Here is a 22,039-nt window from a genome sequence, read left to right on the forward strand (position 1 = left end):
CTGATCTATTATTTGAAAGATATCCTAAACTTAAGCAAGCTTACAACTTAAGCCTAAACCTGAGTAACATCTTCGAGAAAACCACCGACAAACTTTATGGTCTGGCAAGACTTGCCAAATGGCATGAGGCGGTAAGGCAATCAGGCTTTAAGTCGTTCAATACGATTTCAAGATCCATTCAGCACCATTATGAAACCATCCTAAACTACTTTGATAGTCGTTCCACGAATGCTTCAGCTGAGTCTTTCAATGCAAAGATAAAGGCATTTAGAAGCCAGTTTAGGGGAGTAAGAAGCACTGAGTTTTTCTTGTATCGCCTCACCCAACTTTACGCTTAAAAACACCCCTAGTCCACAAGTTTTTGACTTGATCCGTTTTTGACTTGATCCGATCAATGCCAAAAGATCAGAAAGTTTAAGCATAAAAAAAGGCAACGTCTGGAGCAACGTCGCCTTAAATTAAGAAATAAATCTTGTACACCCAATAGGATTCGAACCTATGACCTACGGTTTAGAAAACCGTTGCTCTATCCAGCTGAGCTATGGATGCGTTTCCCTTTACGGTGGGCCAAAGATAGAATTATTGTGCAATACAAACAAATGTTTTTTCAAATTTATGCAGATTTCAGATGAAGAATTTTTTGTTCAGGATGTGCCTCAGCATACTTTAAAACAAGATTTAGCACATAATCATTTGAAGGATAAGGGACTAAGTTGGACCGCAGGGTACTCATATCTTGGACATCTGTATCAAAAGAAAAATAGCCCATCCCGGTAAATTTACCTTCTTCCACACAAATAAAGCTTTTTTCATCGGTATCCCTACCCTTGTCTACAAGGATAAATGATGGTGAAACGCTTTTCAAATGGTCGATCGCCTGGTTTACCCGCAGGTTATACTGTTCAGCAGACTCTTCTCCAGAGCATGCACCATTACAAGTACCACTTTGCAGTCCTGTACACGAGTTTCTATTTCGCTGAATAAGACACAGTTTCTCGCAAAGCTGATAGGTACTAACCATCCCTTTAAGCATAGTTTGTCCTGAAAGCAGACTATCAAAATTGTATAGCGCCCTTCCCTGCTTGTCGAGCTTATCAATTCCCAGCCGGATATACCCTTTCTGATCTTCATAAGAATACAGGCCGAAACGCTGTTCAAAACGTTTCAATGCCCTGTTATTTTCCGGCCAGTGTTGTTTGATCTCGGCAGCCTCAAGAATCAGCGCCATTAATTCGGTACCACAAACCGTGTAGTCTATGCTGTGAATATTTCTGAGGAATTCCTGCCGCTGTCGGTTGACGTTATTTCCCGTAAAATGCGATATCACCCTTTTACGCAGGCTCACTGCTTTTCCGATATAAATTATCTTTCCTTTATTATCGCGGAAATAATATACGCCGGGACTGTAAGGAAGCTCTTCGATTGCCTTCTCAGACAGGTTCGGCGGCAAAATCTGTTTTTTGCTTTTTTTCTGTAGGGACAGTAAAATATATTGTTCCGGATCATTACGAAGCAGGTGTCCTAATAAAATAGCAGTCGCCCCGGCATCTCCGCCGGCCCTGTGCCGCCCGATTAGAGGAATGTGCAGTGCATCGCACAAACGGCCCAAGCTATAAGAAGTGTGTCCGGGAAGTAATCTACGGCTCAGCTGTAGCGTACACAATTTGCGGGACTGCAAATCAAAACCACTTTGCAGGAGCTGATGACGTACAAACGAATAATCAAAACTTACATTATGCGCGACGAATATTTTATCTTTTAATAAATCATAAACCTTACCTGCCACGTCTGTAAAGACCGGCGCCTCCCGGACCATATCATCCGTGATGCCGGTTAATCCCTGAATATAGAGTGGAACTTCCATCTGCGGGTTTATAAGCGTCTCGAAACGCTCTACGACCTCCTCTCCGTTATGGATAATAATAGCAATCTCAGTAATACAATTTCCGGCAGCGAAGCCTCCAGTAGTTTCGATATCAACAACAGCGTATAACATTTTTAATCAGGTAGATAATACATACAAATATGCTAATTATTTTAGTATAAAAATTATTTATGATAAGAATTTCTGGCACTATAATAGCTTTCATGTATTTAGATTAACAAAAATAACGATGCTCAAAAAAATATTAGCTGTTGATGACGATTCTGATATATTGAATATCATCAAATTCATCCTTGAAGACGAAGGGTATCAGGTTACGACCCTGGATAACGGTATGGAAGTACAAAGGTTAATAGCAAATGATAGGCCTGACTTGATTTTATTGGATGTTATGCTTGGCGGTATGGATGGCAGGGAAGTTTGCAAATCAATAAAAAACGATTCCAACTCCAGCCAGATTCCCGTCATTATGATCTCCGCGAGCCATAATCTACAAAGCGTGGTTAAATCTCCCGGAGCACCAGATTCTTTTCTCGCAAAACCATTTGATATGTATAATTTGATTGACCTGGTTAAGTTGCAGATTTCAGCAGCCTGACCTAACCTACCTTTTTCATTGTGTAATACCTTGGATAAAACGCCTTGATTTGGGCAATTTACCCCCTGTTTCCAATATATAATTAATCCCGATTATTATCCCCATCTTGATACGCCCGGATTGAATACACTGTAGGCCAACCAGATGCCTAGATGTAACTAAGACAGGGTGACGAATAATATACAAATCGTGCTTAGAAGACTAAAAAAACATTCATGGCACGCGGCTTGTAAATTCTGTGTAAATTATATTCCGTAATGGTCACGCCTACCTCAAATATTTGAAGCTCCCGTGAGTGTCATGAAATTATTTCTAAATGAAAAATAAACAAGCTTCCTTTATATTTATACTGATTCTGATTGTCCTTTATATTATCACACTCCTGCGGACTTCTTACGATCAATACGCCGAACAGAAAAACTTGTATGCTACCAGTCTTGAACTACAGGCAAATAATGAGCAGATCGCGAAGCTCGATACGATTAGCATGGGCTTGCAAGACGCAGAAAACAATTTCAGGATGTATACTTCTATCTGGGACAGAAAATACTTTAATCTATATAATCAGGAAATAAAAAAAATCTCAGACCTCCTGGAGAGTTTTTCCAGGAGAGATGTCAAAAATATATCAGATGACATCTCCCAGGATCTGGCTAAGAAAAAAGAACAAGTATTACTTTATACGCAAATAAAGAAACTAACAGACTCCCTGATGTCTGCCAACCTTCTAGTAGACACCGTTCAGAAGCTCCAGGTCATTAAATCCTTCCGTCCAGCGACTAATGAGGTGGTCAAAAAAACGGTAGTCGTAGAAGAGGTTAAAACCGAAACCAAAAAACCTAAATTCTTCCAGCGTCTTAAAGGCGCACTGTTGAATAAAGAATTAAAAGACACTTCAAAAAACAGCAGGATCGAAACTACTTATGAAAAAGTGCAGAGTCAGCAGAACCTTTATACCAAAAAGCAACTGGACCAGGTAGAGAATTTCTACAAACAATTACTAGAAAAACAGCGCGGTTCGCATGCGCAGCTCAGTAAAAAAGAGCAATCAATTTTGAGGCTGAACGAACAGATTCTGCAAAATATCAAACTCATGTTTAAGGAGTTTAAACACAGAGAACTGCAACTAGACGAGGTACGGAAGAATCTGCTCAGAGATAAGACCGTACACGCCTTAAAAGTAATTGACAGATCCGGTAAAATAAGCTTTTTTATAGGTGTCATTTCCTTCGTTATTATTATACTTTTACTTATTAAGTTATACAAAACTTATTCAAAAATACTCGTTGCCAATAAGAAGGCCTCGGAACAGGTAATCTTCAAATCACGATTTTTCACCAGCATCAGTCATGAAATGCGTACACCGCTGAATGCGATTATGGGTGTTACAGAACAATTAAAAACCACCACTCTGAACCCGGAACAGAAGTCTATGTCGACTTTACTGGAGACATCATCCTCCATGCTCCTATCTGCAGTAAATGAGATCCTGGATTTCTCCAGACTGGAAAGCGGAAAGCTTACACTTTCAAAAGTGCCTTTCCGGTACAAAAAAGTATTACATGATATTATTGCCACTACCGAAGTTCTATCGGCACAGAAGAACCTGAAACTGGTATACGATCAGAATGATGTACCTGACCTGACAGTAACTGGAGACCCATACAGATTGAAACAGATCTTGCTGAACCTGGTTGCCAATGCCATTAAATTCACAGATCAGGGTACTATTAAGATTGATCTGAAAGTAAAAAAACTACCTGAAAAAATGGTTTCATTGCAGATTAGTATTGCAGATACCGGCATTGGTATTTCAGAACAAGATCTGCCTTATATATTTGATGAATTCAGACAGGTTGTTCATTATCACAGGATAGACTGGCAGAAAGGCTCAGGTTTGGGTCTCCCTATTTGTAAGAAACTAATTGAATTACATCATGGGAAAATAAACGTTCGGAGTAATGTCGGAAAAGGATCTGTCTTTGAAATCGAATTACCTTATAAAATATCAGAAGGATCGGATGCTGAATACACAACAGAAAGACCGGGCCTGCAGACAGAAACCTTCAAAGGCAAAAAGTTACTGGTTGTAGATGATGCAGAAATGAACCTGGTGGTTACAGGTATGATCTTAAAGAAACAAGGTATTGATTTTGATACCGCAAATACCGGCTCTGAAGCTTTAACCTTATTTGAAAAGAACCATTATGACATGGTATTAACAGACATACAGATGCCTGACATGGATGGCCTTGAATTGACTAGAAAAATCCGAAACTCAAAAGATCTGCAGAGAAGTAATACACCGGTGCTGGCTATCACCGGACAGATCTCACAGGACGCACATCAGGATTACCTCACCGCAGGTATGAATGATTATCTGATCAAACCCTATACTGCTGCAGATCTAACCGAAAAGATAATGGACTACCTGCACTAACTGCAAGGTGCTACCGAACTAACAGTAAAAATCCAATAAATAAAAAAACACCGGACACATGGTATCCGGTGTTTTTTTTATGACATTAATGTCAGAGTATCTTATTTAGTGCTGTTTTTCTTTTCAGTAACTTCAGTACGAATGTCCTGAGCTAATGTTTTCAAATCTTGCATAGCTTTACGTACTCTTGTTCCGGCAGCACCGTTACCTGAGTTGTAAAACTTGTCAGCATCTGCCTCAACTCCGGCGATTAATTCTTTTAATTTTGCGAATTTTTCCATGATATTTTGTTAATTAAATTTGATTTCTGAGCTTAAAGGTAATAAATATTGGTTTTCTTCCAAATCTATAACGAAGTATAATTAGCATAAATTATACGCCTGTATTTATTTAAAACCAATTTTTCATGGTATTGTTAGACTGACAAGAAACAAAATCACATCAGACATGGAAAACGAAAAAGACAACAAAAACCCTCAAACAGCTGTAAATAAGGACTATAACCCTAATAAACCAGAAGAAATTACAAGACCTCAATACAACAGTACAAGTGAAAAACGGGACAGTGGTAATTTGCCTTCTATTGAGAATTTAGATCATCAAAATAACGATCAACAACCCCCGGCCCCGACTGAAAACGCAGACAGAGCGCCTGAAAAGGGTATAAACGATGAATCTTTATTCGGTAAAAACACAGATACAGACCTTGGTGCCGGGAAAAGAGATAAGGATGAGGATGAAGACGAGAAGATAATCCGGACGTAATTTCTTCACCGTTCTTAAGCCCACCGTATGGCTCAGGCTTCCCGGCTGATTTTAAAAAGACACTGGCGATGGTTGACTTGATTTTACGTTGATCTTCGTTCTGTTTAAAAATGGGAACATCGCAATCAGCAGAATTGCCGCAATAATAACTATGCTGATGAAATAATAATAATCCATCATATAGCGCAATTGCGCCTGTGCGTCTACACTCTTATTTAATAAGCCCCTGCTGATCTTCGCAGCTTGATCTACCGGTATACCCTTTGCACTTACTATGCGGCTGTAAAGATTTAACCGTTCGGTCAGTTGTGTATTCAAGCCACTGAGCTGCTCCTGAAAACGGTTATAGTGGTTAGCCTTATGCTGTAACTGGAAATAATTAACAAGGGCTATACTTCCAGCAAAACTAGTAAAGCGAAAAAATACTCCTGTCGCAGAAGCTGATCCGCTGAGATATACAGGCACTGATGAGATTGAGTACACGATAATAGGCATCATCAGCAAACCTGCTCCTATCCCCTGCAGGATCAAAGGAATAATAAAAGTATTTGCATCTGCCTGCGTACTAAACAAAAACCACATCCAGACATGGAAAACGAGTAAACATATAAATCCATAAATCCAGACCAGCCTGGTTGGCCGTTTTAGAATCAGCAACCGTGATGAGATTACAACACCAAAAACGATTCCCAGTACGTTATATAACATGATATTTCCCAGATGTGTGGGGTCCATACCCAGAATTGTCGTGAAATATGTTGAAACAACTGAAAATGCCCCCCTAATAATATACAAGAAAGCGATCATGAACATACCTACTACAAAATTCCGGTATTTAAACACCTGGAGATTCAGGTATGGCCTTTTAAGTTTGAGCTGACGCAGTATCAGAATAGCCATTAACAGTACGATCGCAATTACACTCCTGACAATTCTAATATCGTCGAACCAATAATATTGCTGCCCGTAGGCTAGTGTATATCCGATAAGTAATAATAAAACTGAATAGATAATAAAGCTGTAGACTTCTAGCTGATATAAGGGCATTTTTCGGTTTAGCCGCACATTATTCATAATCATCAGTAATAGAATACCTCCCGGCATGTAGGCAAAAATGATAAACTTATAAAGTACATTATAATCGAAGTTATCCAAAATAGGAGCAGTAATAAATGTCGAAACAGGCGTAACACAAAGTAACATACCATAAAACACCGAGTAACCAATTTCCCGGGCCCTTTCGTTATTCAGGCTGCCAAAAATGAGTGTAATACAGATACTGGTAGCCATACAATTAGCCATCCCCTCAATAAACCTGAAAATGAAAAGAATATAGGCGTGGTGCGTATGATAACAGATATATGCTGTAATCACCTGTACAATTATGCTTAGCAGAAAGTATTCCCTGGTAGCAGTGAAAATGAAAAATCGCCTCTCCAATGCAAAAAAACCACATACTGCTGCATAAAACACCAACATAGAATACTGGACATCAGCTGGCTCAATGCCATAATAGCCAGAAGCAGCAGTAATATTTACCGAAGAAAGGCCAAATAAAATCAGACCAGGAAGAATAGCCATAAAAATAGCCAGCCTGATTAGCCAGACCGGTACCCAGGATTTAAAAACCGGTAATACAGCGCTCATTTCAATCTTTCTTTATTTTAACATTTGCATTCATCCCGGCTTTCAGATTTTCAAGTTTAGCTTTGTCATCAGTTAATAAGATCTTTACCGGTATCCGTTGAACAATTTTTACGAAATTACCTGTAGAATTATCTGGAGGGAGTAAAGAGAACCGCGCTCCCGTTGCAGGGGACAGGGAAACAATTTTGCCTTTAAATACCTGACCAGGATAAGCATCTGTCATGATTTCGGCCAGACCATTAATCCGCATAGTAGAAACCTGAGTTTCTTTAAAATTTGCAATCACCCATTTACCGGCTTCCTGGTCTACGATATAAGCCAGGGTCTGGCCTGCCTGGATCAATTGTCCTTCCTGGATTGTACGTCTCCCCATTTTACCATTATAAGGGGCGGTGATTATTGTATAACCTACATCCAGACGGTTACGGTCAAGCAATGCTTCCCTCCTTTTTATTTCTGCTTCATAAACACCTTTTTGTGATTTGATAGCTTCAACTTTTGACAAGGAAGCCTGATAGTTATCAACTGCAGCACGATACTCTGCAGTGGCGACATCTAATGCCGCTTTACTATTCTCGAGTTGCTGTTTTGTAGCAGATTCAACCTTATATAGTGCTGCATACCTATCATAATCCTGCTGTTGCTTTAATAACCTGGCTTTCGCCGAAGCAATCTGACTTTGTGTAACCACAGAAACTGCCGCATTCGACTGCACATCATTTTGTAAAACCCCGATCTGCGCCCTAGCGTTGGCCAGGGCCGCCTCAGCCTCTTTTGCCTGCAATTCATATTCACTATTATCGATAATCAGCAGCGTATCTCCTTTATTTACCGCCTCATTTTCCTCGTACTTAATTTTGCGGATATAACCCGTTACCCTGGAAGTTACCGGGTTAATATATTCCTCTATCTGGGCATCGTTTGTCTCTTCGTATCTATATAATTGAAATAAGGTGATCACGCCCCAAATCGCGAGAGCGACAGCAATTCCGGTTGCAATCCAGGCCGTTATTTTGGTAATCAGCCTGTCAGTATTGGTATAATTTTCGTTAGTTTTCATTTTAGAGATTGCCTATAGCCTTTTGTAATTGATAATATTGAAACTGAGCAGCTATTTTTGCCGCAGCATAATCGAACCGGGTTTGCAGTAATTGTGTATCTGCATCTAATAAATCAGTGACAAGCGCCAACTGATTGAAATAGGTATTATTTACAATCCTTAAGTTTTCTGTCGCCTGGATGATATTTTCGCGGGCAACATCCATTCTTTTCAAAGACTCCTGGTAACGCAGGTAAGCCGTATTTATTTCCACCCGTATATTATCCTCCGTACCACTGTGTTCAACCTCCTGTTCCTGTATTTTTAATACAGCGGCGCGGGTTTTATGCGTATTGTGGTAAAGAGAGGAGATCGGAAAGCTGGCTTTAACGCCCGTCATTCCTAAACCATACAGTGCAATTGAATATGGATACAGCATAATTTGAGGGTAGGAATAGCTGTAATTTGCAAAAAGACCTAATTTTAAAGCGGTATTAGATTTCACTTTACGCAGCTCCAGTTCACGAAGTTCCTCTTCCTTTTCCGATATTTTAAAAGCGTAAGAATGTCCCATCGCTGTATTCAGATATTCCTGATAAGGAAGTAAAACAGGCATTTCATTATCGTCCGCGGCAGCTGGGTTAAGTATGAACTCATCCGGCTCCCCCATTAGTATATTCAATTTTTGATTGGCAATTTTCAGGTCATTATTTAACTGCTCCAGTGCCATTTGCTGTTTGGACAGCTTTAAAGTCACACGTAACACATCACTTTTTAGCACAACACCATTTTTTTGCAATTGCTGAATTTCCTCGAGCTGCTTTTGCTGGTCACTGATATCTTTAAGTAACAATGTTTTAAAAATAGTACTGCGCTGCATATCGAGATATAGAGCTGCTGCCTGGAGCTTCATTTCTGAAACAGTCAGATGCTTGCGTTCCTGTGCAATTTCATTTTCTTTCTGCTCCAGCTTAATATTAAGATTAGTCCGCCCGCCATTATAAAGATTTAAGTAGGCTTCCCCGCCAACGCGATAAGAGGTATGTACTACTTCCATCTGTGTAGGTGCATGAAATAAGCCGTTTTCATAAACAGGAAAATTACTTACGCGGGCATACTCACCCGCTACACCAATCTCCGGCAGTCTTTCCGCTTTGGCATCTTTAATACCTTCTATGGATTCACGGACACGGAGATCCTGAATCTGAATAGCTTTATTTTGAGCGGAAACCTTATCCCAGATTTGTTGAATGGAAAGCTCCCCTTTAACTGGTTGTTGAGCTTTTATAGGATTGAAGAGAGCGAATGACAGCAAAATTAGTACTGTCTTTTTATGAAGATGATACATATAGGTAAACAATAGCACAAAAATACGGTGCTTATAACCCTGTAATTTTATCTATATTACCATTTATTAGTCCATTCCAGCCAATGCCTTATTTAGACACCCACACCTACCTGAAAGCTATAGATCTGAAACCGCAGGGTATCTTCGTTATGCACGAAAAGGTAGAGCGGCGCCTGCCGCCTCATGCACACCAAAAACATCAGCTTACCTATGTAGAAGGTGGCATAGCCTATATTTATATGCAGAACAAGACCTATATCATACCTGCACGTCACTATGTCTGGATTCCCAGCGGACTTGAGCATTATTTAAAAGTGCGAAATGCACAAACCGTAACCAGAAACCTCTATTTCCATGACGATGGTCAAGATCCCTTTTATGATAAGTTGGGCATATACCCCGTCAATAATCTCCTTTTCGAGATGATAGTATTTACAGAACACTGGAATGGAACTGTGAATATAAAGGAAGAAGGTTTTGCTTTCCTTTCGGCTATTAAAGATATCCTGCCGAAGCTTAATACACGCGCTTTACCAATTGCATTGCCGACGACAGCTAACACCAGACTTCGCCCGGTTATTATGTACCTGAGTACACATTTTTCTGAACATTTAACATTACAGTCCCTGAGTGAAAGATTCGGAATGGGTGAGCGGACTTTGTCGCGGCTATTTCAATCTACGATGAGCATTTCCTTTCTGCAATACCTCAAATTACTCCGTACCGTCAAAGCCATAGAAATGCTGTTACAGCACGACAAAACCACCTCAGAAATTGCTTATCTGACCGGATATAACAGTCTCGCAGCCTTTAGCAAAGCTTTCCATCAATTAACTAATTTCCGGCCGACAGATTTTGCTAAGAAAATCTAGTTTAATCTTTTCAGCTGAAAATCTGTTGGAATATCTACGATCAACGGCACCTTTTCCACTGCAACAAAACTCAGATCAAGGCCAAAACCTTTTTCCTCTGCTACACTGAATGTTTTAAGGAAACCATAATAAATCATCGTGAATCTTTCAATCAGATTCAATGTATCCGCGTTTGAGAGTACTTTTTCGATTACTACAAACCTGAAATCGCCGGCGATATGATGCTCTTTAAGCGAGTTATATTTACTGGTAATGTCAATTTCCTTGTTGGCAACCATCTCTTCAACAACTTTACGGAAAAGCACATTAACACGCTGCTCCACTCGAAAACCTAACCGGAAATCAATGCGGATCAATTTCTTATCAATCAACTGTTCCACTTTATATTCGAGTGTGAACGGCTCGTCTGTTACATCCACGTGAATAAGCCAGTACACATCTGCCCTTTTTGGATGCTTCTGAATAATGGAATACATAATAGATGATTCAATTTCGGTTGCAAAATTCGCACTCGTCAGATAAACCAGTTGAGATGCATATTTTGGAATCGATTCATCTTCGCTGATCTTACCAAGAATCGGGTAGAATTTCTCAATATCCACAAAGCGCATGTACCGGTTTCTGATTCTGCGGCCGTTAGACCAGGTCCACATGATAGAGAATAAGGATATCCCCAGCAGTAAAGTGAACCATCCGCCATGCATGATTTTGGCGACATTTCCTAACAGGAATGTGATTTCAATAATACCATAAACCAGCAGGAATAGTCCGATCAGGTAATAAGGAACCTTTTTACGGATCAGGAATATAGACACCAGAATCGTTGTCATCAGCATGGCCACAGTAATAGAAAGTCCGTATGCAGCCTCCATATTTTCTGACTTTTGAAAGATGAGCACAACCAGAATACAACCGGCGAATAATATCCAGTTCATGGAGGGAACATATAATTGCCCCTTTGAATTACTCGGAAAATTAATCTTTACTTTAGGCCAGAGATTTAACCGGACAGCTTCAGAAATCAGCGTAAAAGATCCCGAAATCAGTGCCTGGCTTGCGACTGCAGCAGCTACTGTGGCAATCAGAATTCCATAAATCAGGAACCAGTCCGGCATAATATGGAAGAAAGGATTCACCTGCCCCAGATGTGTTCCCTGCAATTGCCATAACCAAACGCCTTGTCCCATATAACTTAGAATCAGACAAATTTTAACGTAAATCCAACTCACTCGAATATTCGATCTTCCGCAATGCCCGAGATCCGAATACAGTGCTTCTGCTCCAGTTGTACACAGGAATACCGCACCTATAATGAGAAAAGCCTCTGGATTGGTCGTTAGAATATGGTAGGCGTAATATGGATTAACAGCCTTCAATATTTCCGGAAAGCTCAACACATAAACCGTTCCCAGCACTGCAATCATCGTAAACCAGATCCACATGATCGGACCAAATGCCTTACCAATAAAAGAAGTTCCGAATTGCTGTATTCCGAAAAGGAATGTAATAATCAGAATTACAATAGGCACAGTCGGCAGGTCTTTGTAGATAATGCCTAAACCTTCAATTGCAGAGGAGACCGTAACTGCCGGGGTCATAATACCATCTGCCAGTAAAGCCGCTCCCCCAATCATTGCTGGTATAATCAACCACTTAGCTCTTCGTTTTACCAGAGAGTACAAAGAAAAGATACCCCCCTCCCCTTTATTATCTGCCTGTAAAGTAATAATTACATACTTCAGCGTAGTTTGGAGTGTCAGCGTCCAGAAGATGCAGGACAACCCTCCCAGGATCAGATCTGCTGTAATAAGCCGGTCGCCGATTATAGCTTTAAAAACATATAAAGGAGAAGTGCCAATATCCCCGTAAATAATGCCCAGGCTAATTAACACACCTGCTGCTGTCAGCTTGTTGACATCCTTATGACTTGCCATCTCTTTAAATTAGTGGCGCAAATGTATGCAATTGTAAATGATTGAGTATGTGCATATCTTATAATTTATCATCTGACTGTTAAATACAGGTTAAATTTCGATCTGAGCGGCCTCAAAGTCTTTTTTACGCATAAATTTTGCGATATTTGAGATCATACCACAGGATACACTCAGACAGCTCATCCATCCGGTCAATGCCACCTTCCTGCCTGAATAGCCTGTTCATTCCGAATTTAGCATCATGTTGTCAGAAAATAAAAGCATTCCCGTAAAACCCCTCTTTAAACTTAACCAACCAGACGATAATTATAAATACCTGCCGGCTCCCGTAGCAATTGGTCAGTATCCTTACCGGCTAGAACCAGAGATTCAGACCGCAACACCAGATAAAATGATTTTTCAAGTTGCAGGAGATACAGGTGGAGTAAAATCCCCTGCCTTCCAAAAACAGATTGCAGAAGAAATGGGCAGACAATTTCTCGAAGCACCTTCAGCTGATGAAAAACCATCTTTTCTTTTTCATGTCGGCGATATAGTCTATCACCATGGAGAAGCTAATCAATATGAACAACAGTTCTTCAAACCTTACAGAAACTATCCGCTTCCGATCTTTGCGATTCCCGGAAATCATGATAGTGACGTAAACCCGCTAAGTGAAAAACCCTACCATAGTCTGGATGCTTTCTGCAGTGTATTTTGCGGATCAGCGCCCCGGGCAGTACCTTTTGGAAGTAAAAAAGACAGATTGAGCGGTGTGCAGCCAAATGTCTACTGGACTTTGCAGACCCCACTGGCAAATATAATCGGACTATACACTAATGTTCCCAAATACGGTGTAATTACGACAGAGCAGAAAGCATGGTTTATAGAAGAATTAAAACATGCGGCAACTGAACAGCAGGAAAAAGCGCTGATTGTAGCCTTGCACCACTCCCCTTATTCCGCAGACTTCAATCACGGATCCAGTTTGCCCATGCTCACATTTTTGGACGATTGTTTCGAACAAGCCGGTGTAAAACCAGAATTAGTACTTAGCGGGCATGTACATAATTATCAGCGTTTCAGCAAAACCTATGCAGACGGCAATATCGTTCCTTTTATCGTTTGTGGCGCCGGAGGATTTGACGAAATGCATTGGCTGGCAGAAGCAGATGATATCAGCTACAGCAACGACAATCCTTTATTCGACAACGTGAAATTGGAACGTTTCTGCGCAATGCAGCATGGGTTTCTAAACCTCAGCATAGAAAGAAATACTGAAGGAAGAACCATTAAAGGACGCTATTACGCAATCCCTCACGAAGGCTTAAAAGAAGGTGAAAGTGCTACTTTATACGAAGAATTTGAATATACATTCAATCCAGCTGAAAAAGCCGCTTATTTGAACGAACAGGCTTAATTGAATTTAATACCGGATTGGCGTCCAGTGTACCAGGTTTCCTGCGAACTCTTCGTTGAAGTACAGAAAGAAGTCAGCAATAGTTGGAAATCCATCATTAATAGCCAGCTTGGCCAGGGTTTCCTGATCCAGCAGTTCATAATCAATAAAAACAGCAGGACCGTTTTCTTTAATCAGTCCCGAATAATCTATATGGATCCGCTGTACCGAAGTACAGGTTATTTGCGGCGCAAATTGAAATTCATCGGTCGCATTGAGATTAATAACCAGCTGTATAGTCTTCCCTGCTGACCATTCATTGTCCAGATCTTTTCTGATCGTATGTAGCTTTGGCTCCATAAATTCGCCGAAATCTTCGCCATCCCAGCATACACCAAATTTCTCCAGGTAGCGTCGCTGATAGTTCTGATAATTAGTTATAAAGTCATCAGAACCGGCTAAAAGTCCCCTCCATATTTTCTCAATAAAATAATTCGGCTGATTATGAAAACTGGTTCCGAACGCTAATTTCATAGTTTTTTTTTGCTTTATTAAAATCAAAGTACATTGTTTTTTTCAATCTTCCTAAATTTTTTCAGATCGTTGGAAATCGTGGAATGACATTGAGCAGATAAAAAAAACTTAAGATAATGTTATTTTGTTGCCGTATATTATATTGCATACAAGCTGACACTTTTAATTATTAAATGAACACGTTTACTTCTATTACGATCCTGGTGACCATTAGCGGTTTGATTTCCTATCTTAATCATCGCTTTGTTAAACTGCCCGGTACTATAGGTATTATGGTTATAGCCATTGCCTTTTCAGTACTCATTATGCTAACCGGTAAAACTTTCCCTGCTGCTTACGCATTAGTATCAGAACTCACTTCAAGTATCGACTTTACCAAAACCCTACTAGACGTAATGCTTGCATTCCTGCTATTTGCAAGCGCCCTTCATTTCGACTATCAAAAACTTAAAGAACAAAAAAGAACCGTATTAATCCTCAGCACTGTCGGTGTAATCGGATGTACGACTATTTTCGGGTTTCTTTTATACTGGATAGGACCGGTTATAGGTGTGGAAATCCCACTCATTTACTGTTTCCTTTTTGGTGCTCTGATCTCACCTACCGATCCTGTGGCCGTTCTATCAGTATTAAAAAAATCAAAAATACCACCTTCACTGGAAACCATAATCGGCGGTGAATCACTGTTTAATGATGGTGTGGGTATTTTACTATTTGTCACCTTGCGTGAGCTTACCGTAGATACTTCAGTAGCGTTCTCCTGGTCTCACTCCGGTGAATTATTTATCCAGGAAGTTTTCGGCGGGATACTCCTCGGTGTGATCTCCGGTTATTTTTGCACCAGGTTAGCTAAAAAAGTAGATGACCTGCAAACGATACTTATGATTACGATCTCCATGGTGATGGGAATCTCTGTGATAGGTGGCTTACTCCATGTTTCTATTCCGCTGGCAGCTGTTTCCGCAGGCCTTATGCTGAGTAACATGGAACTAGGAGAAAGTAAGGGAACTTTCGGATTGAAAAGTATGCTGGATAAAATCTGGGGCTTAATTGACGATCTGCTGAATACCATCTTATTCGTTATGATCGGCTTACAGATAGTTGTTATCCCATTCTTTACCAATTACTGGGCAATCAGTTTGTTGTCGGTCGTATTTGTACTCATTGCCAGAGGTGTCAGCATTGCTGCACCCGGAATTCTGCTGCGCCGTTCGCTGAAAGTAGATTATAACAGATTGGGTATTTTAATCTGGGCTGGTTTAAGGGGCGGTATTTCGGTTGCACTTGCTTTATCTTTACCGGATTCCGATTATAAACCACTTATTGTATCTGCGAGTTATACTATCGTGATTTTTTCTATTATTGTGCAGGGCCTCACCCTCAATAAAGTTGTGGACAGGCTTGTTAAATAGCAAGAACATAAGGTCATATGCCTGTTGTTTTCCTAATGAAAGACAACAGGATTTAAACAAACATTTATGCATTCGAATTTTTTAACGCACCTAACAAGACAGTTTGATCTGCCATTTACCAATCCGGTACTGATCTTTTCCTTGTTACTATTTATCATTCTGATAGCTCCTATTCTGCTTGGAAAGATAAAAATACCTGGTATAGTAGGTTTCATTATTGCAGGTATAATCATTGGCCCTTACGGATTCAATATCCTGAAGAAAAATTCAGCAATCGAATTATTCTCTACCATCGGTCTTTTGTATATCATGTTTATCGCCGGTATAGAGCTGGACCTGGCCGAATTCAAAAAGAAAAAGCACCGGAGCTTTATATTCGGCTTTTTAACCTTTGCTGTTCCCATTTTAATAGGTTTTCCTGTCTGTTATTATCTGCTCAATTACTCCTTCTTAACTTCCCTGCTAACTGCCAGCATGTTTGCTACGCATACACTGGTTGCTTATCCGATTATCAATAAATTCGGAATTGGAAAAAATGAAGCTGTAGCGGTAACTGTTGGCGGAACGATTCTAACAGATACCGCTGTTTTAATTATCCTGGCTGTCATTATGGGATCTGTGGAAGGGGAACTCAACTCCACATTCTGGATACAGCTGGCTATCTCTTTAAGTTTATTCACTGCTACTGTATTCTTTATAATCCCGAAGATTGCCAAATGGTTTTTTACAAAACTGGAAAGTGAAAAAACCTCACATTATATTTTCGTTCTTTCTGTTGTATTCTTTTCTGCATTCCTGGCGCAGTTAGCTGGCATAGAACCAATTATAGGGTCATTTGTTGCCGGACTGGCACTAAATAAACTGATTCCCCATACTTCCATTTTAATGAACAGAATCGAATTTGTAGGTAATGCCTTATTCATTCCTTTCTTCCTGATCAGCGTAGGTATGCTAGTCGACCTGCGCGTTTTATTCCGCGGACCTGAAGCCTTAATTATTGCAGGTTCGTTAACTGTGGTTGCGCTGATTGGTAAATACCTCAGTGCGACCTTTACACAATGGATTTTCGGCTATAGTAAAAATCAGCGTTTACTTATTTTTGGCCTCAGCAGTGCACATGCTGCAGCAACACTGGCTATTATTTTAGTTGGTTATCAGGCCAAAATTATTGACGACAATATTCTTAACGGTACCATTATCTTAATCCTGGTTACCTGTGTAGTGGCTTCTTTTGCAACAGAGAAAGCAGGAAGGCAGATCGTATCTGCAGAAGAGGTTGATGGTCCCGCTCCTGTGCAACAGCAGGAAAGTATTCTGATACCTATTGCCGATTTCAATAATATGGATACCATGCTGGATCTGGCCTTATTGTTAAAAGACAAAAACTCAGAACAGCCGATCACCCTGCTCTCCGTAGTACCAGATAGCGATAATGCGCAGGCAAACCTGGTTAACGCAAGAAAAAAACTCAATGACTCTGCGAAATATGCGTCCGGAAATGGCACGCTGATTAAACTTATTGCCACATTAGACCATAATATCGCTAGTGGTGTACTTCGTATTGCGAAAGAAAAAGCCGCTAATATCATTATTACCGGCTGGCCAAGGCGCACAACTGTGCTGGATAAATTTCTTGGGGACAAATCTGCGGCGCTGATAGAAAAATCTGATGCGCACCTTTTTATTCTGCATCTCAATAAACCGATATCCGTACACGACAGACTGCAGCTGGTCTGCCCGCCTGCTTACCTGCCGGAAATTACAATGAGCATCTGGTTATCCAAAGTATGTAAGATCAGTGCTGAATTAAGCTTGCCGGTAATCTGTTATTGCGATGAAGCGACCAAAACACACATCAATCAATATCTTTTGCATACCAAATCCAGCATCAATATTAAATTTGATGAGGCAGAAGTATGGAAGGACTGGAGAATGCTTAAGTCCAGGATCTCGGTTAATGATTTTATGATCTTCGTACTGGACCGGAAAGAGGATACAAACTATTTATTATCCCTGACACACACACAGCGTAAACTTGACGTGATTTTTGAAAAACAGACCAAACTTCTGATTTATCCGCAAATGTCCTGATAAGAAAAGGCCTACCAGCCCTTTCTTTTGCGTAATGCTAAAATCTGCTCGGCATGGTGCTTACCATGCCAGCTATATAAATTAATCATCTGCCAAAGTGGCACCCCCTTTCCATCTGCCGGATGTATATAAATTTTGTTCCAGTCTTGGTCTGTCATTGCATCCATTAATGCTGTCCAGCGGCGGTGAAGCGCGTGTATTAAGGTAACTGAGACATTAAGCGGCACCTCAAAAACATCGGGTAGTTCAGCCCATAAATTCTCATCATATGGTTTAACGACCGGGGCTTCTTCAGTCAGTGCCAGCTTCATCCTGATATAGGCATTCATATGACTATCTGCGATATGATGAATTACCTGAATCGTATTCCAACCATCTTTTCTGTACGGTACCAGCAATTGTTCTTCATCCATATTTTCTAGACAATAATCCAGTAACAGCGGTATTGAGCGTATAGAGCCAATCCAGGCCATTTTATTTTGCGGTGTAAAAGCCTCGGCAGGCTTAAAACGGCCAATGGGATAACGATATGATTCTTCCAGATCTTCAGTCATGCAACGAAGATAAAAAACCCAGACTATTTTTTAATAAAAGAACAAAGGATTTATGCCGCTTTAGACATGCTCCAAAAAACTAGTTATTAACTATAGATTAATAGTAGTTTTGGCTGGATCATGTTAACATTTCAGGCATACTTTATTCATTGTTTCTTCATACTTCCTTCATTGTTTGTTCATTCGAGATTGAACAGACAATGAAGGAAGTATGAACTAAATCTAAACGGACTATGTAGCTAATACAGCCGCCACACTTTCGTTCAAAGAAAAACAAAACCAGTAAATTAAAGGTTTAAAATGGACCAGAAATAGAAATACCTGCTTCCACGGCGCTAAACTGTTCATATTCATTGAAATTTGCTATTTTTGAAAATCAAATCAAATCATTTTGGCTAAAATCAAAAAGAATTCTCATAAGATCCTGTACAGGAAGTATTCCGCTAATATCAAGTATATTATGATGGCGCTGACTGTATTTATCATTACCTTTTTTCTACCTAAACAGCCACGTTTCAGATATGAATTTCAAAAAGGTAAAATATGGTTAAATAAAGATCTTATCTCGCCTTTCAGCTTTGCTATCTTGAAAACTAATCCTCAGGTTAGCACAGATAAAAAAGACGCGCTTGAAAACGTTCTGCCAATTTACAGGTATGACTCTGAATTGCTTCAGGATGTAGATGAGGCTTATGCCAACGAATTTGATGTTAAATGGAATGGCAATGCCTTTCCCGAAGATGAGCGGGTCGCCAATAAAACCGCCTCTTTAAAATTGCTTAACGAAATCTATCAGAAAGGTATTATAGCAACTAATGCCAAGCACCAGAAAGGAAGAAAGTATTATGACGTCTCTCTCCTGAATAATAATGTGACTAAAACCATCAGTACACAGGATCTTTACACCGTACAAACGGCCCTGGATTATTTCAATAAAACCTTCACAACCACAAATTTAAAAGTTAAGGAAATGGTTATGAATCTGGTAGAAGACCATTTACAGCCTAATATTCTCTTTGATGAGAAGCTAACGGGAATTGTTCAGGACAATACGATTAACAGTCTTTCTACAACCCGCGGGATGGTGCAGAAAGGTGAACTGATTATAGCCAGGAATAATGTAATCGACGATGAGGTTTATCAGAAGCTTCAATCTTTTAAAGAAACTTATGAGGCACAAACAAAAACCATCGGTGACAGTAAAATTGTTTACCTCGGTCAGATTTTGCTGGTTAGTTTCATTCTGAGCCTGTTAATGATCTTTTTATATTTATTCCGTAAAGATATCTATGCAGACAACAGGCAGCTTTCGCTCTTAATGCTCGTCATTACCAGTATGCTCCTCTCACTCACCTACTCCATAAAATTAAATCTGCCGAGCCTTTATTATATTCCGTTCTGTATCGTTCCAATTATCATCCGAATATTATTTGATACCAGGCTTGCCTTATACCTGCACTTACTGGTAATCCTTATAGCGGGTTTCTTCGTACCAAACAGCTTTGAATTTGTGTTCTATCAGACTACAGCAGGTATGGTCGCGATTTACAGCATCCGTAACCTGATTAAAAGAGAGCAGCTTCTATTGTCTGCATTATATATCCTGACTGCGTATTTCATCTGCTTCCTGGGTATTGGATTGCTGAGAGAGGGCTCATTCAAGGAAATCGAATGGATGAATTTTGTGCCATTCATTTTCAGCGTCCTACTTTCTCTATTGGCGTATCCGTTAATTTATGCGTTTGAAAGGGTCTTCGGTATAACTTCCGATGTTGCATTAATCGAGCTGACCAATACCAACAATAAGTTACTACGCGAGCTTGCATTCAAAGCTCCTGGCACCTTTCAACACTCTCTGCAGGTAGCTAACCTGGCGGAAGCAGCTATCTTTAAAATCGGTGGAAACTCACTTCTTGTCCGTGCAGGTGCATTATATCATGACATTGGCAAGATTGAAAATCCGCAATATTTTATTGAAAACCAGAATACAACGCTAAGCCCGCATGATAAGCTCCCTTATGAGCAAAGTGCGCAGATCATTATCAAACATGTCCACAAGGGAATCGAAATTACCCGTAGGCATCAGCTTCCGGAAAGTGTTATTGACTTTATTAGAACACACCATGGAAATACACGTGTAGATTACTTCTATCAGAGCTTCCTGAAGAATTCTCCCGAGAAATTTGTTGACGAGAATACTTTCCGCTACCCAGGTCCTATTCCGTTCTCCAAAGAGACTGGTGTCTTAATGCTCGCCGATTCTGTGGAAGCTGCTTCCAGAAGTATCAAAAACCCAGATGCGCAAAATATCAATGACCTGGTAGAAAGAATTATCAACTATAAACTTGAACAAAACCAACTTGACAATTGCGACCTGACCCTAAAAGATCTGGAGACGATTAAACTCATTTTTAAAACGATGCTAATGAGTATCTATCACGTTCGGATCGACTACCTGCAGAACGTATAAAGCACTACTGCAAAACTTTTTCTATTGAAAACCAAGCCAAAGCTGCTCACTTTATCTGGCAGCACGAGAAAAAACTCCAGTAATGAAAAGCTATTGCGGGCGATAGCCAGTGAATACGCTAATGAAATCTCTTTTGAAAATTTCGATCTGGAATCACTCCCTTATTTCAGTGCGGGGCTTAATCCTGATGAGATGCCTGTTAGTGTCATTACATTTCTAAGTGAGATAAGAGCCGCTGACGCTGTATTGATCTGCAGCCCTGAGTATGTATTCAGTTTACCAGGAATACTTAAGAATGCATTAGAATGGACTGTATCAGAGACTGTATTTTCATTTAAACCTTTTGCCTTTATTATTTTATCCGCCTCGGGCATAAAAGCCTTTGAATCATTAGATCTGATCATGTCAACTCTTTTACAGGAAGAAATTCCAACTGAATTAAAATTATTGATTAGCGGTGGGCAGGGTAAATTCGATGAAAATGGTCATTTCACGGACCTAAAAACAGAAGCAGCAGTATTTAAACTGATAAATACACTGACAATATCTTTAAAGAAAAACTTGCGATAACAGGAAAGATTGGGCAAATCTTACTTATTCTCCCAAAATCTCAAAAAATATATCAAAAAAATCAAAAAATTATACTTCTGATTCTCAATATGATGCCAGCGAAAAGCTGTCATATCCTGATATCGGCGTAACAAAATGTGTAATTAATTTTTGCAGATATGAATCATTTACTATATTTGCAATCCCGAAAAACGGGTAACAAATTTAAACGGAGGGATGCCTGAGTGGCCGAAAGGAACAGTTTGCTAAACTGTCGTACTGGCAACGGTACCGAGGGTTCGAATCCCTCTTCCTCCGCCAAACATAAATGCTGCTTATCTAAGATAAGTAGCATTTTTTGGTTTAAAGCCAGCTCTGTACTTCTTCAGTACAAGGCTGGTTTAAACCAAAAAATGCGTACGAGCAAAGGGATCAAGTCAAAAACTTGTGGATCAGTTCTTATATTTTTAGCTTTGTTGCTTTAGATTTCTTACTTGATGCAGGACGGTTACCATTCTTTAAT

18 protein-coding genes and 2 tRNA genes are annotated in these 22,039 nt (G+C 39.9%); 11 read left to right on the forward strand and 9 right to left on the reverse strand.

All coding sequences use genetic code 11. The annotated features are described in order from the left end of the window. A partial coding sequence (locus BLR53_RS19475) for a transposase (protein WP_143007920.1) occupies nt 1-338 on the forward strand: 338 nt, incomplete at its 5' end. A gap of 137 nt (nt 339-475) precedes the next feature. On the opposite strand, the gene BLR53_RS19480 is transcribed toward BLR53_RS19475, so the two are convergent. Both BLR53_RS19480 and BLR53_RS19485 read right to left on the reverse strand, forming a co-directional pair. After that, nucleotides 476-549, reverse strand: a tRNA-Arg gene (locus BLR53_RS19480). A 64-nt stretch (nt 550-613) separates the two neighbouring features. Beyond that, on the reverse strand, nt 614-1,996 hold the full coding sequence (locus BLR53_RS19485; protein WP_074591848.1) for an exonuclease domain-containing protein: 1,383 nt from the start codon (nt 1,994-1,996) through the stop codon (nt 614-616). A 118-nt stretch (nt 1,997-2,114) separates the two neighbouring features. Between BLR53_RS19485 and BLR53_RS19490 the strand changes: the two genes are divergently transcribed. Both BLR53_RS19490 and BLR53_RS19495 read left to right on the forward strand, forming a co-directional pair. After that, nucleotides 2,115-2,483 carry a response regulator transcription factor gene (locus BLR53_RS19490; protein WP_074591849.1) on the forward strand — a complete coding sequence of 123 codons (369 nt, stop codon included), beginning with the start codon at nt 2,115-2,117 and terminating at the stop codon, nt 2,481-2,483. A gap of 316 nt (nt 2,484-2,799) precedes the next feature. Further along, on the forward strand, nt 2,800-4,923 hold the full coding sequence (locus BLR53_RS19495) for an ATP-binding response regulator (protein WP_074591850.1): 2,124 nt from the start codon (nt 2,800-2,802) through the stop codon (nt 4,921-4,923). 101 nt (nt 4,924-5,024) lie between these two features. Here BLR53_RS19495 and BLR53_RS19500 read toward each other — a convergent pair whose 3' ends face one another. Next, nucleotides 5,025-5,204, reverse strand: coding sequence for a hypothetical protein (locus tag BLR53_RS19500; protein WP_037438254.1), 180 nt, complete (start codon nt 5,202-5,204; stop codon nt 5,025-5,027). A gap of 166 nt (nt 5,205-5,370) precedes the next feature. Between BLR53_RS19500 and BLR53_RS19505 the strand changes: the two genes are divergently transcribed. Next, entirely contained in the window at nt 5,371-5,688 is a 318-nt protein-coding gene (locus BLR53_RS19505; protein WP_074591851.1) for a hypothetical protein, read from the forward strand. Nucleotides 5,689-5,739: 51 nt separating this feature from the next. Here the strand turns inward: BLR53_RS19505 and BLR53_RS19510 are convergent, their stop codons facing one another. Genes BLR53_RS19510 through BLR53_RS19520 form a run of 3 tightly spaced genes read right to left on the reverse strand, consistent with a single transcriptional unit; the run spans nt 5,740 to nt 9,689 of the window. After that, complete coding sequence (locus BLR53_RS19510) at nt 5,740-7,335, reverse strand: MFS transporter (RefSeq protein ID WP_074591852.1); 1,596 nt, start codon at nt 7,333-7,335, stop codon at nt 5,740-5,742. A 1-nt stretch (nt 7,336) separates the two neighbouring features. Beyond that, a complete protein-coding gene (locus BLR53_RS19515) occupies nt 7,337-8,395 on the reverse strand; it encodes an HlyD family secretion protein (protein ID WP_037438257.1) in 1,059 nt (352 codons plus the stop codon). 1 nt (nt 8,396) lies between these two features. After that, the gene (locus BLR53_RS19520) at nt 8,397-9,689 is read right to left on the reverse strand and encodes a TolC family protein (RefSeq protein WP_244889586.1); all 1,293 of its coding nucleotides are present in this window, start codon (nt 9,687-9,689) and stop codon (nt 8,397-8,399) included. Between the two features lie 116 nt (nt 9,690-9,805). Here BLR53_RS19520 and BLR53_RS19525 point away from each other — a divergent pair, with 116 nt between their 5' ends. Beyond that, a complete protein-coding gene (locus BLR53_RS19525) occupies nt 9,806-10,594 on the forward strand; it encodes an AraC family transcriptional regulator (RefSeq protein WP_074591854.1) in 789 nt (262 codons plus the stop codon). On the opposite strand, the gene BLR53_RS19530 is transcribed toward BLR53_RS19525, so the two are convergent. Beyond that, entirely contained in the window at nt 10,591-12,528 is a 1,938-nt protein-coding gene (locus BLR53_RS19530) for a KUP/HAK/KT family potassium transporter (RefSeq protein ID WP_074591855.1), read from the reverse strand. The two genes, BLR53_RS19525 and BLR53_RS19530, sit on opposite strands and share 4 nt — an antisense overlap. Nucleotides 12,529-12,769: 241 nt before the next feature. Between BLR53_RS19530 and BLR53_RS19535 the strand changes: the two genes are divergently transcribed. Further along, a complete protein-coding gene (locus BLR53_RS19535) occupies nt 12,770-13,927 on the forward strand; it encodes a metallophosphoesterase family protein (protein ID WP_074591856.1) in 1,158 nt (385 codons plus the stop codon). A 6-nt stretch (nt 13,928-13,933) separates the two neighbouring features. On the opposite strand, the gene BLR53_RS19540 is transcribed toward BLR53_RS19535, so the two are convergent. Further along, nucleotides 13,934-14,440 (reverse strand): hypothetical protein, encoded by a 507-nt coding sequence (locus BLR53_RS19540; protein WP_037438260.1) that lies wholly within the window; start codon nt 14,438-14,440, stop codon nt 13,934-13,936. A gap of 173 nt (nt 14,441-14,613) precedes the next feature. On the opposite strand from BLR53_RS19540, the gene BLR53_RS19545 reads away from it, so the two are divergent. Beyond that, nucleotides 14,614-15,852, forward strand: coding sequence for a cation:proton antiporter (locus BLR53_RS19545; protein WP_037438261.1), 1,239 nt, complete (start codon nt 14,614-14,616; stop codon nt 15,850-15,852). 66 nt (nt 15,853-15,918) lie between these two features. After that, on the forward strand, nt 15,919-17,943 hold the full coding sequence (locus BLR53_RS19550; RefSeq protein ID WP_037438262.1) for a cation:proton antiporter: 2,025 nt from the start codon (nt 15,919-15,921) through the stop codon (nt 17,941-17,943). A gap of 11 nt (nt 17,944-17,954) precedes the next feature. On the opposite strand, the gene BLR53_RS19555 is transcribed toward BLR53_RS19550, so the two are convergent. Beyond that, nucleotides 17,955-18,497 (reverse strand): YfiT family bacillithiol transferase, encoded by a 543-nt coding sequence (locus BLR53_RS19555; RefSeq protein ID WP_083332144.1) that lies wholly within the window; start codon nt 18,495-18,497, stop codon nt 17,955-17,957. 391 nt (nt 18,498-18,888) lie between these two features. Between BLR53_RS19555 and BLR53_RS19560 the strand changes: the two genes are divergently transcribed. The 3 genes from BLR53_RS19560 to BLR53_RS19570 all read left to right on the forward strand — a co-directional run bounded on the left by BLR53_RS19560 (nt 18,889) and on the right by BLR53_RS19570 (nt 21,837). After that, complete coding sequence (locus BLR53_RS19560; protein ID WP_074591857.1) at nt 18,889-20,967, forward strand: HD family phosphohydrolase; 2,079 nt, start codon at nt 18,889-18,891, stop codon at nt 20,965-20,967. A 24-nt stretch (nt 20,968-20,991) separates the two neighbouring features. Then, the gene (locus BLR53_RS19565; RefSeq protein ID WP_074591858.1) at nt 20,992-21,537 is read left to right on the forward strand and encodes an NADPH-dependent FMN reductase; all 546 of its coding nucleotides are present in this window, start codon (nt 20,992-20,994) and stop codon (nt 21,535-21,537) included. Nucleotides 21,538-21,747: 210 nt separating this feature from the next. Beyond that, nucleotides 21,748-21,837: transfer RNA gene (locus BLR53_RS19570), tRNA-Ser, on the forward strand. The last annotated feature ends 202 nt before the right edge of the window (nt 21,838-22,039 follow it).

It is taken from the genome of Pedobacter antarcticus (assembly GCF_900103515.1).
In the GTDB taxonomy this organism is placed as follows: Bacteria; Bacteroidota; Bacteroidia; order Sphingobacteriales; family Sphingobacteriaceae; genus Pedobacter; species Pedobacter antarcticus.

Bases quoted from the DNA above. Each gene is read 5' to 3' on its own strand.
- BLR53_RS19485 (WP_074591848.1), bottom strand. From the start codon at position 1,996: ATGTTATACGCTGTTGTTGATATCGAAACTACTGGAGGCTTCGCTGCC.
- BLR53_RS19490 (WP_074591849.1), top strand. From the start codon at position 2,115: ATGCTCAAAAAAATATTAGCTGTTGATGACGATTCTGATATATTGAAT.
- BLR53_RS19495 (WP_074591850.1), top strand. From the start codon at position 2,800: ATGAAAAATAAACAAGCTTCCTTTATATTTATACTGATTCTGATTGTC.
- BLR53_RS19500 (WP_037438254.1), bottom strand. From the start codon at position 5,204: ATGGAAAAATTCGCAAAATTAAAAGAATTAATCGCCGGAGTTGAGGCA.
- BLR53_RS19505 (WP_074591851.1), top strand. From the start codon at position 5,371: ATGGAAAACGAAAAAGACAACAAAAACCCTCAAACAGCTGTAAATAAG.
- BLR53_RS19510 (WP_074591852.1), bottom strand. From the start codon at position 7,335: ATGAGCGCTGTATTACCGGTTTTTAAATCCTGGGTACCGGTCTGGCTA.
- BLR53_RS19515 (WP_037438257.1), bottom strand. From the start codon at position 8,395: ATGAAAACTAACGAAAATTATACCAATACTGACAGGCTGATTACCAAA.
- BLR53_RS19525 (WP_074591854.1), top strand. From the start codon at position 9,806: ATGCCTTATTTAGACACCCACACCTACCTGAAAGCTATAGATCTGAAA.
- BLR53_RS19530 (WP_074591855.1), bottom strand. From the start codon at position 12,528: ATGGCAAGTCATAAGGATGTCAACAAGCTGACAGCAGCAGGTGTGTTA.
- BLR53_RS19535 (WP_074591856.1), top strand. From the start codon at position 12,770: ATGTTGTCAGAAAATAAAAGCATTCCCGTAAAACCCCTCTTTAAACTT.
- BLR53_RS19540 (WP_037438260.1), bottom strand. From the start codon at position 14,440: ATGAAATTAGCGTTCGGAACCAGTTTTCATAATCAGCCGAATTATTTT.
- BLR53_RS19545 (WP_037438261.1), top strand. From the start codon at position 14,614: ATGAACACGTTTACTTCTATTACGATCCTGGTGACCATTAGCGGTTTG.
- BLR53_RS19550 (WP_037438262.1), top strand. From the start codon at position 15,919: ATGCATTCGAATTTTTTAACGCACCTAACAAGACAGTTTGATCTGCCA.
- BLR53_RS19555 (WP_083332144.1), bottom strand. From the start codon at position 18,497: ATGACTGAAGATCTGGAAGAATCATATCGTTATCCCATTGGCCGTTTT.